The organism is Flavobacterium sp. LK-23 (assembly GCF_058135255.1).
This window is the reverse complement of the sequence record NZ_JBYUVT010000018.1, coordinates 26,076-42,821: the sequence shown is the minus strand read 5'-3', so window position 1 is coordinate 42,821 and position 16,746 is coordinate 26,076. Positions and strand designations below refer to the sequence as shown.

Sequence of the window (16,746 nt, the reverse complement as noted above, 5' to 3'; positions counted from 1 at the left end):
CTTTAAAATTGTTGTCCAATGATAAAGTGTGTTTCCCAACCATTAGCTTTTGTTTGTCCTGGAAGAGCGTCAAACCCGTAACCAAAGTCAATACCCAATAATCCGAATGCAGGCATGAATACACGTAAACCAGCACCAGCAGAACGATTTAAGTCAAATGGGTTATAATCTTTGAACGTTGGGTATGATGAACCTGCTTCTAAGAACGTTAATGCAAAAATAGATGCCGACGCTTTTAATGTAATTGGGTAACGTAATTCCATAGAGAATTTGTTGTAAATCGTTGCTCCAATTGCATCACCATTTGCATTTACCGGAGTTAAAGAGTTGTTTGGATAACCTCTCAACTGAATAGTCTCTCTACCATCCATTGAGTAGTTTGCCATACCGTCACCTCCTAAGTAAAAACGCTCAAACGGAATCACACCTCTTTCTTGGTTATAAGCCCCTAAGAAACCAAATTCAGTAAGTGTTCTTAATACTAATTTTCCATAAACTTTAGTATACCAGTCTCCTTTAAATTTAATTTTATAGTACTCTAACCAGTTGTATTTTTTCTGATCGACTTTCGCTACATCTGTATCAGCACTTGCAAAATCAGATCCAACACTTACATAACCAGATGTTCCATTAATAGTTTCTGTTTTAACATAATCACCAGTGTTAAGTGGTTTTCCGTCTATACCACTTCCAGATGTTCCTGTATATTGTGTTTTGTATTCCTTTTCATTTTGTAAATTACCATAGTCAACACCGTTAAACAATGAATATGGAGGTGTAACTTTAGCACTAATACTAAATTCAGAACCATAAGTAGGGAATATTGGGTTTACCCCTTTATTACTTCTTGAAAGCCCGATTGTATACGCTAAGTTTCTTGATGCACCATTACCAAAAGTAAATAAACCTGTGTTATAATTGTTCAAGTCATAGTGCTGATAACTTACAGATTGTGATAATACGAAGTAATCATCTGGCACCGTTAATCTTTTTGCTAACCCAACTTGGATTGTAAAAATATTAAAACTTTTGCTTCTATCAACAGTTCTAGTGATGTAATTGTTAAGAAATTGCTTACTGTATGAAATAGATGAACTAAACTGTACTGGTTTCTTCCCACCAAACCATGGCTCTGAGAAAGATAAACTGTAGGTTTGGAAATAGGTACTTCCTTGTAAACGAAGCGCAACTTTTTGTCCGTCTCCCATTGGTAAAGGCTTATAAGCTTCTTTGTCAAAGAGCTTTCGTGCCGAGAAGTTATTAAACGAAAGTCCCAATGTACCAATGAAACCTCCACCGCCATAACCTCCTTGAAGTTCGACCTGGCTCGATCCTTTTTCTACTACATTATACTCAATATCAACAGTTCCAGCTCCAGCATCTACGTTTTTAAATTTAGGATCAATGGCCTCAGGATCAAAGAAACCTAATTGTCCAATCTCACGAATGGTTCTAACTAATTGTTCTTTACTGTATTTTTCACCTGGTTTTGTTCTTAACTCACGATAAATAACGTGGTCGTTTGTTTTGTCATTTCCAACAACAGTGATCTTATTGAAATAAGCGATAGGACCTTCTGTAACTCTAATCTCAAAATCGATAGTATCATTAACCGTTTTTACCTCTACAGCGTTGATGTTAGAGAATAAATAACCATTATTTTGGTATAGATTCGTAATGTCTTCTGCGTCTGGTTTTGTCTTATCAGCAATTCTTTTTTCTAGTAAAACTCCGTTATAAGTTTCTCCTTTTTTGATTCCTAAATAACGGCTTAGAAGCTGATCTGAATAAACAGTATTTCCTAAGAATTTGATGTTTCCGAAGTAATATTTGTTTCCTTCTTCTACATTAATCTTAATTGCAAGGGTATTTTTTTGCTTGCTGTATTGAACAGAATCGTAAATAATACGGGCGTCACGATATCCTTTTTCTTTGTAAGCAGCAATTACTTTTTCTAAGTCAGTTTTGTATTTCTCTGGAATGAATTTAGAAGCTTTAAATACACGAATGAAATTTTTCTGTTTCGTGTCTTTCATTGCAGCGCGCAATTGATTGTCAGTAAGCTGTTTATTACCTATGAAATCAATACTGCTGATTTTAACTTTGTCTCCTTTGTCTATTCTAACAAGCATATTAACTTGATGTCCGTTAATAGTGTCAGGAGTGTTTGTTATAGTAACTTTCGTATTATAAAAACCTTCTTTTTTGTATTTGTTTTCGATGTAATTTTTTGTCGTAGTAATTAAGTTTTCGTTGACAATTTTGTTCTTTGTCAGGTTATTATCTTTAATTAATCCTTCGATTTTGCTTTTCTTGACACCAACGATTTTAACTTCGTTTAATTTAGGAAGCTCCACAATATCTAAGTCTAAATAGATACTGTCGTTTTCTACTTTGTTAACATAGAAAGCGATTTCGTCAAAAAGTCCTAGCTTACCTAATTTTTTAATTGCGCTACTGATTTCTTCTCCGGGTACAGTAATTTCTTGACCTTTTTGAAGTCCTGAAAAGGTTACAACAGTCTGCTCATTGAAGCTTATTTTACCAACAACAGAAACTTTAGCTAGAATATATTTTTTTCCTTGATCAAAAGGAACTCTTTCTTGTGCTTTGACTTGTGAAAAACTACCCAGTAATAAAAGGGCACAGATTATTTGTGGTATTCTTTTTTGTAACACTAAAAAATTATTTAATTTGTTCACTGGTTTTTCCAAATCTACGTTCTCTTTTTTGATAACTAATAATAGCCTCATATAAATCTTGGTCTTTAAAGTCTGGCCACAAGACATTAGTAAAATATAATTCTGCATAGGCAATCTGCCACAGTAAAAAATTACTTATTCTATGTTCTCCACTTGTTCGTATTAATAAATCTACGTCTGGTAAATTTTGCGTGTAAAGATGCTCATTTATAATTGAATCGTCAATAGTGTCTATTGAAATTATATTATTTTTAACTTTATCACTAATTGACTTTATGGCATTTACTAATTCTTCTCTAGAGCCGTAGCTTAAAGCAAGAGTAAGAGTTAAGCGAGTATTGTTTTTCGTTTTTTCTATAACATCCAAAAGTTCTTTTTGGGCTGTTTTGGGTAATTTGTCAAGATTTCCGATTGCGTTGAGACGAATATTGTTTTCTTGAAGCGTAACAAGCTCTTTCTTTAATGAATTGATCAATATTTTCATCAATGCCTGAACTTCCAATTTAGGACGATTCCAATTTTCTGTAGAAAAAGCATATAAGGTTAGGTATTCAATACCAAGCTTAGCTGAAGTTTTGATTATTTCTTTTACAGATTTTGTACCGTTTTCGTGGCCAAATGCGCGCAAAAAACCTTGTTGTTTTGCCCATCGTCCGTTACCGTCCATAATAATGGCCAGATGCTTAGGTAAGTTTGTGTGATCTATTGATTCTAGTAAATTCATTTTTTAGTATGCGCAATAGCATGGTTTCTTTCCAAAGGTATACGTTAAAGTCATACCTGAAAAAATATACCAGTCATTATTATTTAAATTTCCAAATTTCATGATATTTGGACTGCTTGTATTAGGATTACTTCCGTCAAGATTATCTGTAAAGGTGTAGCGCGCACCAACTTCAGCGGCTAAAACAAAACGTGGTGATATATTTGATTTTATGCCTAATATAATAGGTATAGCAACCGAGCTTTGATTTTTTAGCTCGTATACGGTGTTTGGGCTTGAAGTATATCGGTATAAATTATTGTAAAAAAAGTAATTTAAACCGGTAAATACATAAGGTGTTATTTTGGTGTGATAATCGTGAAGATTAAAATCAAAAAAATTGAATTCTAAACCAGCCGAAAGCTCTTTTATATCATTGTCAAAACGATACCCTCTCTGATTTCTTCCAGTTTCATCAGATTGATAATCGTTTCCACTAATGTTTGATTGTGTATAAGAGAATCGCCAGGCATGTCTCGGACTTCTGTTCCATTTGTAAAGAACTCCAAAAGCTAGCTTTTCTGGGGCTATGTAAGTTGTTTTTCCAACATCACCTACAAAGTTGCTTCCGCCAAGAAAAACACCAAGCTCATTGATTTGAGCATTAAGTGTAATAAAGGGGAAAAAACATAACAATAAATTAAAAATTTTCTTCATTTAATTCAAAATTGCGTGCAAATATAATAATTATCAATACGAATCAAAGTTCCTTTGGTTAAATGTGCTTTTTTTTCAATTTACGATATGATTTAGAGCCATTTAATGATGATTCACTACATGCAGAACGAGAAAATGTGGTATTATCGTATAGTGAAGAATCAGAAAAGAGTTTAATTTCTTTTATCTTCTCCCCAGAGCAGTTTATTTCTTAAGGTCTTTAAGAAAGTCTCGCCTGGTATTTCAACCATTTTAATTTTGTAATCTGTTTTTTTAATCTTTAAAATAGACTCGTTTTTTACAGAAGAAATTCTCGAGTCTAAAGAAACCAAATATTGGTCTTCTCTTCCTGTTACTCGAAGTGTAATTTCGGTGTCGTCTGGAATAACAAGCGGTCTGGCAGTTAAATTGTGAGGGGCAATTGGCGTAATGACTAAACTTTTTACATCTGGGGTTAAAATGGGTCCGCCGCAGCTTAGAGAATATCCAGTAGAACCAGTTGGTGTAGAAATGATTAATCCGTCGGCCCAATAAGAGTTTAAATATTCGTTGTTCAAATAAGTCTCCACTGTAATCATCGAGGTTGTATCTTTTCTACTCACCGTAACTTCGTTCATAGCGAAATTAAGTTCTTTAAAGGCCTCATTAAAAGGTTCGCATGTAATTCCTAATAAAGTTCTTTCAGAAGTGGTGTAGTTTTGATCTATTACATATTGCAATAAACTCTCGATATTTTCTTTCTGAACTTTAGCAAGAAATCCTAAACGTCCAGCATTTATACCTAATAAAGGGACGCCAGAATTACGAACAAAAGCAGCGGCTCTTAAAATCGTTCCATCACCTCCAATACTAATCAGCATTTCGAAACTATTGTCTAAAGCAGTACTTGGCGAAAAAGTTTTGTATTCTTTTTTTACAAGCTGTTTTTCATAAAGCATATTCAAGAAGTTTTCTTCAATTACCATTTCGACATTATTGGTATTGAAGAATGAGAAAATGTCTTTTATGATAGGTTCAGTGCTATTCTGATAGTATTGTCCGTAAATGGCTATTTTCATTCTTTGTAAATTAGATAATTTGTCAATGTGTCAATTAGATAATTTGGAAAAATGCGAAAATTATCTAATTAACTAATTCTCCCATTGGCACATTCATAATTTATATGTTGAGATATTTGTCTAAATAATCTGATCGCTCTTTTAAGCTGTTAATATAGTTGTCCTCTTGATGTTCTGAAATAATTTCGTATCCATATCTTCTATACGTCTGGATAATTTCATTGATTGCTCCTAAGCCTATTTTTACTGTAATCTGAACATTTTCGGTATCAGCTTCAGAAACAAAACAGCCTAAAATCTTACCATTATTGCTTTCTACAATTTGGGTTACTTCGCTCATAGAATAATCCAAAAGCCCTTTCTGAACAATAATAATTGCACCTGGCTCTTTTAAAAAAGGAGTTTCCTGAAAAAACTTCATGATATCTTCCATTTCATAGTAGCCTATGTAAGTATTGTTTTCGTCAAGAATAGGAAGAATATTGGTATGGTTTTTTGCAAAAACTTCTAGAACGTCTAACCAAATCATAGATTTTCGCGCAAAAAAACGTTCCAAAGTATATTTGTAATCAATTGCTTTTTTATCAATGTCAAATGTTTCAACATCATCAGAAGAGATGCTTCCGATGAAAATACCATCTTCTAAAATCGGAAAATGAGAAAAATTTACATCGATAAAAAAGTCCTGAATCGAAGCAATCGTTTCCTGACTGTCAATCGCTCTGAAATCGTTTGTGATATAGTTTGTAATTTCTGTCATAAATCAATTGAGGATATTTGATGCAAAATAATCAAAAAATACCGAAAACCGCTCTGTTTTACTTTGTATTTTTGTCGTAACAAATATAAGATTACTAGAATTAATATCTATTTATATGACAAAATTAAGTGTAAATATCAATAAAATAGCAACGCTTCGAAATGCTCGCGGCGGAAATGTTCCTGATTTATTAAAAGTAGCTGTAGATATTCAGCGATTTGGAGGGCAAGGAATCACTATTCATCCGCGTCCAGATGAGCGTCATATTCGTTATCAGGATGCACGCGATTTAAAAGCAGTTGTTACTACAGAATATAATATTGAAGGAAATCCACAGCATAATTTTATTGATTTGGTTTTAGAATGCAAACCAGATCAGGTAACCTTAGTTCCAGATGCAATTGGAGCAATAACATCATCTGCAGGCTGGGATACCATCAAGAATCAAGAATATTTAACAGAGGTTATTGGGGAGTTTCAAAGAAACGGAATTAGAACTTCGATTTTTGTTGATCCAATTCTAGAAATGATTGAAGGCGCTAAAAAAACAGGAACAGATAGAATAGAATTATACACAGAATCTTTTGCGCATCAATATAGTTTAGGAAACGAAAAAGGAATTGATCCTTACACAAAAGCGGCAGTATTGGCAAACGAATTAGATTTAGGAATCAATGCTGGACATGATTTAAGTTTAGACAATATCAAATTTTTCAAAGAAAATATTCCAGGTTTATTAGAAGTTTCTATAGGCCACGCTTTAATTTCAGAGGCACTTTATCTTGGATTGGATAATACCGTAAATATGTATCTGAATAAATTGAAATAAACTTTCTACTCAAAACAATTATAACCTGATACATTTGGGTTATAATTGTTTATTTTCGCACTTTTCTTATTAAAACGAAGTGCCAAAATCTATTATTTTCTTTCTCTTGTTTTCCTTTTCTGGCCTCTTTGCACAGACCGTAAAGATATCTGGAAATATAAAATCTCCTGACAGCCAAAATTTTGTTGGCGCAAATGTTTTTTTAGAAGTAAATAAAAAACAATGGAATGTTGCTACTGATGTTTTAGGGAATTTTTCAGAAAACATTTCTTCTGGCAGACTTGTTATAAAAGTCAATCATTCTGATTTTATCTCAAAAACTATTGAGTTCGATATCCTAAAAGATACTGTGATTGCTGTAGTTTTAGAAAAACATATTTCTCAGTTAAAAGAGGTGATTGTTTCAAGTGATAAGAAAAATCAAATTAAAAATTTATCTGGCGGAAGATTATCTTTTAACTTGAAAGAATTAAACGCTGTTCCAACACTTTTGGGAACAACAGATGTGATCAAACTTTTGCAGTTAACGCCTGGAGTACAAAATTCTGGAGACGCAAATGGTTATTTGTATGTTCGTGGTGGTGATCCTGGCCATAATGCGATTTTATATAATGAAACTCCCATTTATGGAATGTCGCATTTATTAGGGATATTTCCTTTTTACAATACAGATCATATTAAAGATGTTGAATTTGACAAATCGAGTTCGAATGCAAAATATGGCGGACGCTTGAGTTCTACAACACTTTTAAATGCCAATAAAAAACTTCCTTCTGAGTTTTCGATTCAAGGGAATGCTGGAATTCTGGCATCGCAGGTAACTTTAGCGGTTCCTATAAATGGCAAAACCGGATTCTATATTTCTGGGAGAAAAACCTATATTGATGAAGTCGTCGGGCCGTTGCTAAAATCTGATTCGAAGAATGATGTTCAGGATATGAAATATGGTTTTTCGGATGCCAATATTACTTTTTTGTCTCAAGTCTCAGAAAAGAATTTATTTTCTTTAAATGCTTTTTACAGTGCCGATAAACTCAAAATAAAAGATAAAAATTTTGCACTTGACACCGATTTAAAATGGAGTAATTTTACAGTATCACCATCTTTAACTACCACATTTTCGTCTAAAGTAAGTATGTCTAATACAGTTTATTTTAGCCAATATTTGAATGACTTAAATATGGAGCAAGCAACAATTGAGTTTGGAGTTTCTTCTTATGTAAAGGATTTAGGATTTGCAAATTCAGTAAGATTTTCAATCCATAATGTTCCGTTTGAATCTGGATTGCAATATGTTTATCATGACTTGCAACCTCAAAAAATAAATGTCGAAAATCTGGCAACAATTGACAATTATTCTCAAAGAAAAATTGATGCCAACGAAGCCGCGATTTTTGTGAGCGCCAAACCTAAATTATTGGAGAATTTAATAGCCGAGTTAGGACTTCGAATGAACTACTATATTTCGGGATCTGATTCGTACCTGCATTTTCAACCGCGAGTGGTACTGAATTATTATGCAAACGAAAAGTATTCGTTTTATGCTTCTTACAATAAACAATATCAATATTTAAGTTTGATCACAACTTCGAGTGTTGGTATTCCTACTGATTTTTGGATTGCGAGTTCTGACGGAATTAAACCGCAGTCTTCTAGTGAATTTTCTATTGGATCAAATCAAAATATAAGCAGAAATTTTTCTTCTTCTTTTGGAGGGTTTTATCGTTCGATGAAAAATCTACTCGAATATCCGTATGGAATAACTCAGTTTAATGAAATTACAACTTTAAAGAACGATTTGTATGTTGGAGAAGGTAAGGCGTACGGATTTGAAATGATGTTGAAAAAAAGCAATGGAAAATTTACCGGCTGGTTAAGCTATACTTTGAGTTGGTCAGAAAGAAACTTTGACGAATTGAATAATGGCAACACGTATTTTGCAAAATATGACAGACGACATAATCTTTCTGTAGTTGGAATGTATGATTTGAATACAAAATGGAATTTCGGAATAACTCAAATATTTGGTTCTGGAAATAGATTTACAATGCCAACCTCGTGGTATTTTATAAATAATAACCCTGTAAAAGAATATTCGGGATATAATAATGCTCAAATGCCAAATTATATCAGAACAGATCTTTCTGTAAATTATTATTTTATAAAAACCTCGAAGAAAGAAAGCGCTTTAAATTTTTCGATTTACAATACATTTAATGTTTCTAATCCTATATATGTTGTTTTGGATGTCGAAGTAAACGAAAACAAAGATAAAGTTGTGGTAAAGCAAGATGAGAAAGTTTTGTATAGAATTCTTCCTTCGATAAGTTGGAGATTTAAATTTTAAAATGAGATGAAAAAATATATATTGTTTCTTTTGGGTTTATTAGCAGTAAGCTGTTCTAATGATAATTTTAATGAACAGAAAAACATAGAATCTAAAATAGTGGTAGAAGGCTGGATTGAAGAAGGAGATTATGCAAATGTTTTGCTGTCTAGCAGTATTCCGGTAACAGATGGCATTGATTCTACAAACGTTTTAAATCATGTGATTCGATCTGCAAAGATTACCATTTCTGACGGAGAGGATTCAGAAGTTTTAAGAGTAAAAAACGATAAAAACCGTATTCCTCCATTTGTATATTTTGGTTCGACTCTAATGGGGCAGGCAGGGAAAGAATACACGATGAAAATTGAATATTTAAACCGTGTTGTTGAAGCGACGACCACAATTCCTAAATCGGTACAGCTTAAAAGTGCAGAATACATAAAAAAGAATGCAACAGATACAACGGGCTATGTTTTTGTGAAATTTGATGATCCAGTGTCTGAAAAAAATTATTACCAAATTGCAACAAAAGTGGAAGGCGAAGAACCCATTTTTGTTCCCTCTTTTTATGGCAATTTAGATGATAAAAATTTCAAAAGTCCTGCCATTGAAATGCAGATAAACAGAGGAATTTTATTGTTTCCTAAAACTAAATTCACACCAAATTTTACTGATGGAGATTTGATTCATGTAAAGTTACGAACCCAAACGAAAGAATCTTTAGACTTCTGGAATAGTTGGCAAAACGAAATTGTGAATGCCAAAAATCCAATTTATCCATCAAATACAAGTTTAAAATCAAATATAAAAGGAGGAATAGGTATTTGGGCTGGGTATGGGCAAAGTAATATAATTATCCAGACTTCTTCTAAAAAAACAAAGCCGATTTGAGTAATTCAAATCGGCTTCATTTTTATTAAAAAGGTTTATTTGCTTTTTGTTTGAAAAGCGCTTGTGAAATCTGTAAATTTAGTATGAAGTGAATTAAATATTTCAGAGAAATAAACATCCATCGCAGCTTCTGTAGTATCATTGAACTTTAAATAAACTACTTCATCAAGATAAGGTTGTGCAAATAGTTCGCCATTAGGGCTCCATGTCCAGTATTTTCCTTGAGCATTCCAAACAGGTAAACTAACAAGATAATCGTCTCCAACTTTTTCAGAACGCAAAACAATATCAGCGATTTTAGTACCGTCTTTTTTAGAAACTAAAGACAATTTCGTGTTTTTGTTAAAGCTAGCTGCTTTTCCTTCAGATATTTTTTTCTCATAGGCATTCAAAGCTGTGTAATAAGCTTTGTAGTCACTTTTAGGATTTTCACCGTCAGGAGATGCAGGGCGAGTATTGTTTTTGTATAAAGCTTCTTTATCGGCAGCGTCAGCAGCTAAATCTGTATTACCAATAACAATAAAGTTATCCATTATTGAAAACAGCGTATTTGCTTTTCCTTTGTATTGGCTTAGTTCTACATTTTCGATCAATTTGTCGATATCAGCATTACTTGCAACATTAAAGTTAATTAAGCTTTTTCCGTTATAAGTAAACAATGCTTTAGAAGTAGTTTCTGTACCTTTCTTACCGCTCATTTCCCAAGTATAACCGTCATTTAAGGCTAATTTGTAGCTGTAATCTTCTGGCGATTTGTTTTGGCTTGAGTATTTTGCATTTGAAGTAAAAGTAGCAGCTTGTGCACCATTAATAGTTAAAAGAGCCTCTACAGTTGATGGTAAGTAAAACCAATCTTGTACAGAAGGAGTAATAGGTCCGTATTGCTGCGTTTCTGAATTGTAGCCCCACTCAGCATAAGTGTCAACATTTGAAAATTTAATGTTCGAAGAAGTGCTTTTAGATGTTAATATTGCATTGTTTGTAGTTTGTCCTTCTTTTGCAGGGAAAACAAATTTCAATTCTGTAGTCGAAGCCGTTTTAGTCCATGTTTTTTTAGCATCATCCCAAGTATATGTACCATATACGCCCGAAATGTTTAAAACTTCTTCTACACCATTTTGACTTTTTCCGTCAAAAAGATCAATATGTTTAACGCTAAACAAACGGCCTAAGTTTTTAATCGCTTCGATTGCTCCAGAGGTTTTGCTTTTATCCAATTGAACAAGCATTTCATTAGCTTCAGCTTCAAATTTTGTTTTTTGCTGTGCAGGAGTAAGGTTTGAATACGGCTGTTTTAATAAAGCTGCAATTTGCTCTTCTATGGTTAGCTCTACTTCTGGTTTTGGGTCTGGTTTTACTTCTGGAATTACTTCATCGCTGTTGTCGCTAGAACATGAAATCATAAGTTGCGAAGCAATCAATGATAATAAAAGTAGTTTTTTGATCATGATTTGTGTTTAAATTAAAATGAAATTTTAGTTTTTATTTCGGGGCGCAAGGTAGCTGATTAAATTCTCTAAACATTACGGGAAACCGTAAGGATGTAAAGTTTTTTTTATTAATATTAATGATCTGAAAATGTTTTATAGATATATCTGTTATCGTCGTAATGGATAAGTTTTTTTACATTTGTAAATAGAATTTTTATAAGCAAATTAAATGTTATACTCAAAAATAGAAGGCGAAGGAAAACCATTTATCATCATGCACGGATTTCTGGGAATGTCCGATAACTGGAAAACTCTTGCCGGGCAATATGTAGAAGCCGGATTTCAAGTTCATATTTTAGATTTAAGAAATCATGGTCGCAGTTTTCATTCAGATGAGTGGAGTTATGAAGCAATGGTTCAAGATGTGTATGAATACTGTCAAGCAAACAATCTTACACAAGTTGATATTCTTGGCCATTCTATGGGAGGAAAAGTAGCAATGCTTTTCGCAACAACACACCCAGAGATTGTAGATAAATTGATTGTAGCAGATATTGGTCCGAGATTTTACAAACAGCACCATCAGGATATTTTGGCAGGATTAAATGCTGTCGATTTTTCAGTAAAACCAAGTCGAAATGATGTTGAAGAGATAGTCTCTCAATATGTTTCAGATTTTGGAACAAGACAATTTCTGCTGAAAAATTTATATTGGAAAGAGCCAGGACAATTGGCTTTTAGATTTAATTTAGAAGCTTTTAATAATAATCTAGATGCAATTGGAAAACCTTTGGCAGACGATTTAGTTTTTAATAACCCGACATTATTTATTCGTGGAGGAAACTCTGGATACATTCAAGATCAAGATTTGGAGGGAATCCGTAAACATTTTCCAAATTTAAAATTAGAAACCATCCCAAATGCTGGGCATTGGCTGCATGCTGAAAATCCGAAAATGTTTTTTGAATTGACAACGGAGTTTTTGAAAGAGTAGTTATTTTTTGATGAAAAATTAGTACTTTTAAATAAATTTTAAACCTGAATAACTATGAAATTATTACTTAGACTTCTTGTTACAGCTGCCTTAGTTTTATTATTGTCAAACATTTTAACTGGAGTAGATGTTAAAAGTTTTGGTACGGCCGTAATTGTTGCAGTAGTTTTAGGATTGCTAAATATCTTCATTAAACCAATTTTGGTATTGCTAACTCTGCCGGTAACGTTTGTTACACTTGGTTTATTTTTATTAGTTATAAATGCTTTGATTATCTTGCTTTGTACAAAAATTGTTGGCGGTTTTGTAGTCGATACATTCTGGACGGCATTAATATTCAGCATTATTTTGTCTATCCTTCAATCTCTTACTTATAAAATATTGGGAGACGATAAATAAAACAATTGAGCAGATTAAAACTGCTTCAAATACAATAGATTAAAAACTTGGTTGGGTTGCAAAAATTTTATAATTTTGCAACCCAATTTTATTATGTAAATTAAAGAAGAAGATGGATATTAAAAGAGTAGCAATAGACGCTGTAAACGAGACAATCGTTATGAACGTTGTTCATATGGATTATAAAGGTCAAGTAGCAAAAAGAATTAACGAAAAAATGCCTTTAGCACAAGTTAAAGGATTTAGAAAAGGGGCTGTGCCTAAAGATCTTGTTGAAAAACAATACGGAAAAGCTATTAAGCAAGAAGAGATCAAAAAAGTAGTTGATTTGGCTTTAGAGCGTTATATTCAATCTGAAAGACTAAATCTTTTAGGAACTCCTCTTGCTAAAGTAAACGAAGATTTTAACTGGGATGCTGAAGAGTTAACTTTCGAATACGAAATTGGTTTAGTGCCAAACTTCGAAATTGATCTTGAAGCTAAAAATAATATCGTAAAATATATCGTTACTGCAGACGATAAATTAATCGACGGACAAGTGGAGCGTATCCAAAAACAATTTGGAAAAGCAGTTCCTCAAGAAGTTTCTGATGCTAAATCTGATTTAACTGGAACTTTCTCAAACGAAGCAAACGGAATCAATAATACGACTACAATTTCTGTTGATGCATTTAGCAAAAAAGCTCAAAAACAATTCACAGGTAAAAAAGTTGGAGATGTTGTTACAGTAAGCACAAAAGGTTTATTTGAAGACGATCACCAATTAATGGATTATTTAAAAGTAGGTCACGAAGGTGTTCACGGTTTAGATGTTGAAGTAAACTTCACTATCGAAGCTATTAACGGTTCTGAACCAGCTGAATTAAACCAAGAATTATTTGATAAACTTTTTGGTGAAGGAAATGTGGCTTCTTTAGAAGATTTAAAAGCTAAAATTAAAGAAGATGCTGAAGCGCAATTTGCTCAGCAAGCAGACCAAAAATTATTATTAGACGTTCAGGATTTCTTGATCGAAAACACAAAATTCGATTTACCAGCTGAATTCCTTAAAAAATGGTTGCAAACTGTTGGAGAGAAAAAATTAACTCCAGAAGAAGCAGAAGTTGAATACGCAAGATCTGAAAAAGGTTTACGTTTCCAATTAATCGAAGGAAAAGCATTGGCTCAAAGTAATATTCAAATTACATTTGATGACTTAAAAGAGTTTACATCAAATGCAATCAGACAGCAAATGGCTCAATTTGGTCAAACAAACCCAACTGAAGAAGAAGTTCAAGGAATCGTGGCTAGAGTTTTATCTAACCAAGACGAAGTGAAAAGACTTTCTGAGCAAGTAGTAGCAGCTAAAATGCTAGATATTTTCAAAGAAAAAGCTAACCCAACTACTAAAGAGGTTACTTACGAAGAATTTATTGCTGCATCTTACGGAGAATAAATTTTAGTCTGAAAGTCAAAAGTTCTAAAGTCGAGAGTTAAGAGGTATACTTTTTAAAAATTAAGATTTTATTACAGAAACTGAAAGATAAAAATAATTATATTTGAACGTCAATGGAATTTTTTATTCTGTTGACGTTCTTTTTTTGTTTCAGGCTTGAAGTTGGTAAACGTTTCTTAGAAAAAAAAACTTAGAACCTTAGTAACTTAGAATCTTAGCATCTTAAAAAAGACGACAAATTGGCATCTCTTATAAAAAGGTATGAACTTTGTTTAATTCGTTAAAGTCACATGCTGACTTTAGACTTTTCAACTTTAAACTAAAAATATGAACTACGGTAAAGAATTCAAAAAATTTGCTACAAAGCACCAAGGAGTAAACGCAATGTATTACGATAAAATCGTAGCTGCGATGACACCAACAAACATGACTCCATATATTATCGAAGAACGTCAGCTGAATATTTCTCAATTAGACGTTTTTTCAAGATTAATGATGGACAGAATTATCTTTTTAGGAACTGGTATTGACGATCAGATTGCTAATATTGTTCAGGCTCAGTTGTTATTTTTAGAAAGCGCTGATGCTTCAAAAGATATTCAAATTTATTTAAACTCGCCAGGAGGAAGTGTTTATGCAGGTTTAGGAATTTATGATACTATGCAGTACATCAAGCCAGATGTAGCAACAATTTGTACAGGAATGGCCGCTTCTATGGGGGCAGTTTTATTATGTGCGGGAGCTGCTGGAAAACGTTCTGCACTACCTCACTCAAGAGTAATGATTCACCAACCATCTGGAGGAGCGCAAGGTGTTGCAACAGATATGGAAATCAACTTACGTGAGATGTTGAAATTAAAAGATGAATTATACAACATCATCTCTCAACATTCTGGACAAACTTTTGATAAAGTGCACAAAGACAGTGAGCGTGATTACTGGATGAAAGCAGATGAAGCAAAAGAGTACGGAATGATTGACGAAGTATTAAGAAGAAGCTAAAAATTAGTTTTAGGTCTCATGTTTCAAGTTGCTTCGGCAAATCTGAAACCTGAAACTTTAAACTTTAAACAAAAAATATTAAGCTGTAAAGAGCTAAGTTTTTAAGTTTTAGGTCAAAAAGCTTAGAAACTTAGTATCTTTGCAGCTTAGTAACTTAAATATAGAATGGCAAAAGTAGTATTAGAATGTTCGTTTTGTGGAAGAAAGAAGCCAGAAACTAATTTATTAATTGCAGGTATCAATGCACATATTTGTGATAAGTGTATTGAACAGGCTCACGGAATTGTTTTAGAAGAATTAAAATCTAGCGGAAGCGCGAAACTAGTTGGGGACTTAATTTTAAAGAAACCGAAAGAAATTAGAGCTTTTCTAGATCAATATGTTATTGGTCAAGACCAGACAAAAAAAGTGATGTCAGTTGCGGTTTACAATCACTACAAACGTTTAATGCAACAGCAATTAGACGATGAAGTAGAGATTGAAAAAAGTAACATCATCATGGTGGGTCAGACAGGAACTGGAAAAACATTAGTAGCAAAAACTATTGCTAAAATGTTAGATGTTCCGTTGGCAATTGTTGATGCAACTGTATTGACAGAAGCGGGTTATGTTGGAGAAGACGTTGAAAGTATTTTGACACGTTTACTTCAGGCTGCAGATTATGATGTGGCTAAAGCAGAAAGAGGAATCGTATTTATTGATGAGATTGATAAAATTGCTCGTAAAAGCGATAATCCATCAATTACTCGTGATGTTTCTGGAGAAGGTGTTCAGCAGGCTTTATTGAAATTATTAGAAGGAACAGTTGTAAACGTACCGCCAAAAGGTGGACGTAAACATCCAGACCAGAAATTTGTTGAGGTAAATACTCAAAATATCTTATTTATTGCTGGTGGTGCTTTTGATGGGGTAGAACGTATTATTTCAAAACGTTTAAACCGTCAGGCAGTTGGGTACTCAACTTCTAAAAATGCTGACAATATAGATAAAGACAATTTATTGCAATACATTATCCCAAAAGACATTAAAGACTTTGGTTTGATTCCTGAGATTATTGGACGTTTACCAGTTTTAACGCACATGGATCCTTTGGATAAAGCAACGCTTCGTGCAATTTTGACACAGCCTAAAAATGCGTTGATCAAACAATATCAGAAGTTATTCTTAATGGATGATGTTGAGTTTACAATTACAGATGAAGCTTTAGATTTTATTGTAGATAAAGCTTTAGAGTACAAATTAGGTGCTCGTGGATTACGTTCATTATGCGAGGCTATCTTAACAGATGCCATGTACGAACTGCCAACATCTGATGATATTAGTCTGACAATCGACAAAGAATATGCAGAACATACGTTAAGTAAAAACTTATTGAAACGTATGGAAATTGCTTCTTAAATTTTAAAATCAGCTTTTTCAAAGATTTAAACTTTGAAAAAGTTCATCTTATAGAACCTGCTCATTTATTTGAGCAGGTTTTTTTATATACTTTTTTAA

The 16,746-nt window shown here is 33.0% G+C and carries 14 protein-coding genes; 8 read left to right on the top strand and 6 right to left on the bottom strand.

The annotated features are described in order from the left end of the window. Positions 1–2: 2 nt before the first annotated feature. The 5 genes from AC3Y25_RS20235 to AC3Y25_RS20215 form a co-directional block, all read right to left on the bottom strand. The gene (locus AC3Y25_RS20235) at positions 3–2,753 is read right to left on the bottom strand and encodes a BamA/OMP85 family outer membrane protein (RefSeq protein WP_379796152.1); all 2,751 of its coding nucleotides are present in this window, start codon (positions 2,751–2,753) and stop codon (positions 3–5) included. Then, on the bottom strand, positions 2,686–3,426 hold the full coding sequence (gene uppS / locus AC3Y25_RS20230) for an undecaprenyl pyrophosphate synthase (RefSeq protein WP_427872200.1): 741 nt from the start codon (positions 3,424–3,426) through the stop codon (positions 2,686–2,688). The genes AC3Y25_RS20235 and uppS overlap by 68 nt, the downstream gene beginning before the upstream one ends. Positions 3,427–3,429: 3 nt before the next feature. Then, positions 3,430–4,122, bottom strand: coding sequence for a type IX secretion system protein PorG (gene porG / locus AC3Y25_RS20225; protein ID WP_489903979.1), 693 nt, complete (start codon positions 4,120–4,122; stop codon positions 3,430–3,432). A gap of 173 nt (positions 4,123–4,295) precedes the next feature. Then, complete coding sequence (locus AC3Y25_RS20220) at positions 4,296–5,180, bottom strand: NAD kinase (protein WP_379796157.1); 885 nt, start codon at positions 5,178–5,180, stop codon at positions 4,296–4,298. Between the two features lie 100 nt (positions 5,181–5,280). Beyond that, positions 5,281–5,940 carry a CBS domain-containing protein gene (locus tag AC3Y25_RS20215; RefSeq protein WP_250834099.1) on the bottom strand — a complete coding sequence of 220 codons (660 nt, stop codon included), beginning with the start codon at positions 5,938–5,940 and terminating at the stop codon, positions 5,281–5,283. A gap of 115 nt (positions 5,941–6,055) precedes the next feature. Here AC3Y25_RS20215 and AC3Y25_RS20210 point away from each other — a divergent pair, with 115 nt between their 5' ends. From AC3Y25_RS20210 to AC3Y25_RS20200, 3 genes are all read left to right on the top strand, one after another. Continuing rightward, on the top strand, positions 6,056–6,769 hold the full coding sequence (locus AC3Y25_RS20210) for a pyridoxine 5'-phosphate synthase (RefSeq protein WP_489903978.1): 714 nt from the start codon (positions 6,056–6,058) through the stop codon (positions 6,767–6,769). Between the two features lie 79 nt (positions 6,770–6,848). Next, on the top strand, positions 6,849–9,116 hold the full coding sequence (locus tag AC3Y25_RS20205; RefSeq protein ID WP_489903977.1) for a TonB-dependent receptor plug domain-containing protein: 2,268 nt from the start codon (positions 6,849–6,851) through the stop codon (positions 9,114–9,116). A 6-nt stretch (positions 9,117–9,122) separates the two neighbouring features. Beyond that, a complete protein-coding gene (locus AC3Y25_RS20200) occupies positions 9,123–9,989 on the top strand; it encodes a DUF4249 domain-containing protein (RefSeq protein ID WP_489903976.1) in 867 nt (288 codons plus the stop codon). 35 nt (positions 9,990–10,024) lie between these two features. Here the strand turns inward: AC3Y25_RS20200 and AC3Y25_RS20195 are convergent, their stop codons facing one another. Then, positions 10,025–11,437 (bottom strand): hypothetical protein, encoded by a 1,413-nt coding sequence (locus tag AC3Y25_RS20195; RefSeq protein WP_489903975.1) that lies wholly within the window; start codon positions 11,435–11,437, stop codon positions 10,025–10,027. A gap of 211 nt (positions 11,438–11,648) precedes the next feature. On the opposite strand from AC3Y25_RS20195, the gene AC3Y25_RS20190 reads away from it, so the two are divergent. The 5 genes from AC3Y25_RS20190 to clpX all read left to right on the top strand — a co-directional run bounded on the left by AC3Y25_RS20190 (position 11,649) and on the right by clpX (position 16,647). Then, entirely contained in the window at positions 11,649–12,413 is a 765-nt protein-coding gene (locus AC3Y25_RS20190) for an alpha/beta fold hydrolase (RefSeq protein ID WP_489903974.1), read from the top strand. Positions 12,414–12,467: 54 nt separating this feature from the next. Beyond that, positions 12,468–12,812: a phage holin family protein gene (locus AC3Y25_RS20185; RefSeq protein WP_250834093.1), complete on the top strand. Its 345-nt coding sequence runs from the start codon at positions 12,468–12,470 to the stop codon at positions 12,810–12,812. 112 nt (positions 12,813–12,924) lie between these two features. Further along, the gene (locus AC3Y25_RS20180) at positions 12,925–14,247 is read left to right on the top strand and encodes a trigger factor (protein ID WP_489903973.1); all 1,323 of its coding nucleotides are present in this window, start codon (positions 12,925–12,927) and stop codon (positions 14,245–14,247) included. A gap of 327 nt (positions 14,248–14,574) precedes the next feature. Beyond that, positions 14,575–15,249 (top strand): ATP-dependent Clp endopeptidase proteolytic subunit ClpP, encoded by a 675-nt coding sequence (gene clpP / locus AC3Y25_RS20175; RefSeq protein WP_095927869.1) that lies wholly within the window; start codon positions 14,575–14,577, stop codon positions 15,247–15,249. A 165-nt stretch (positions 15,250–15,414) separates the two neighbouring features. After that, complete coding sequence (gene clpX, locus AC3Y25_RS20170; protein WP_095927868.1) at positions 15,415–16,647, top strand: ATP-dependent Clp protease ATP-binding subunit ClpX; 1,233 nt, start codon at positions 15,415–15,417, stop codon at positions 16,645–16,647. The last annotated feature ends 99 nt before the right edge of the window (positions 16,648–16,746 follow it).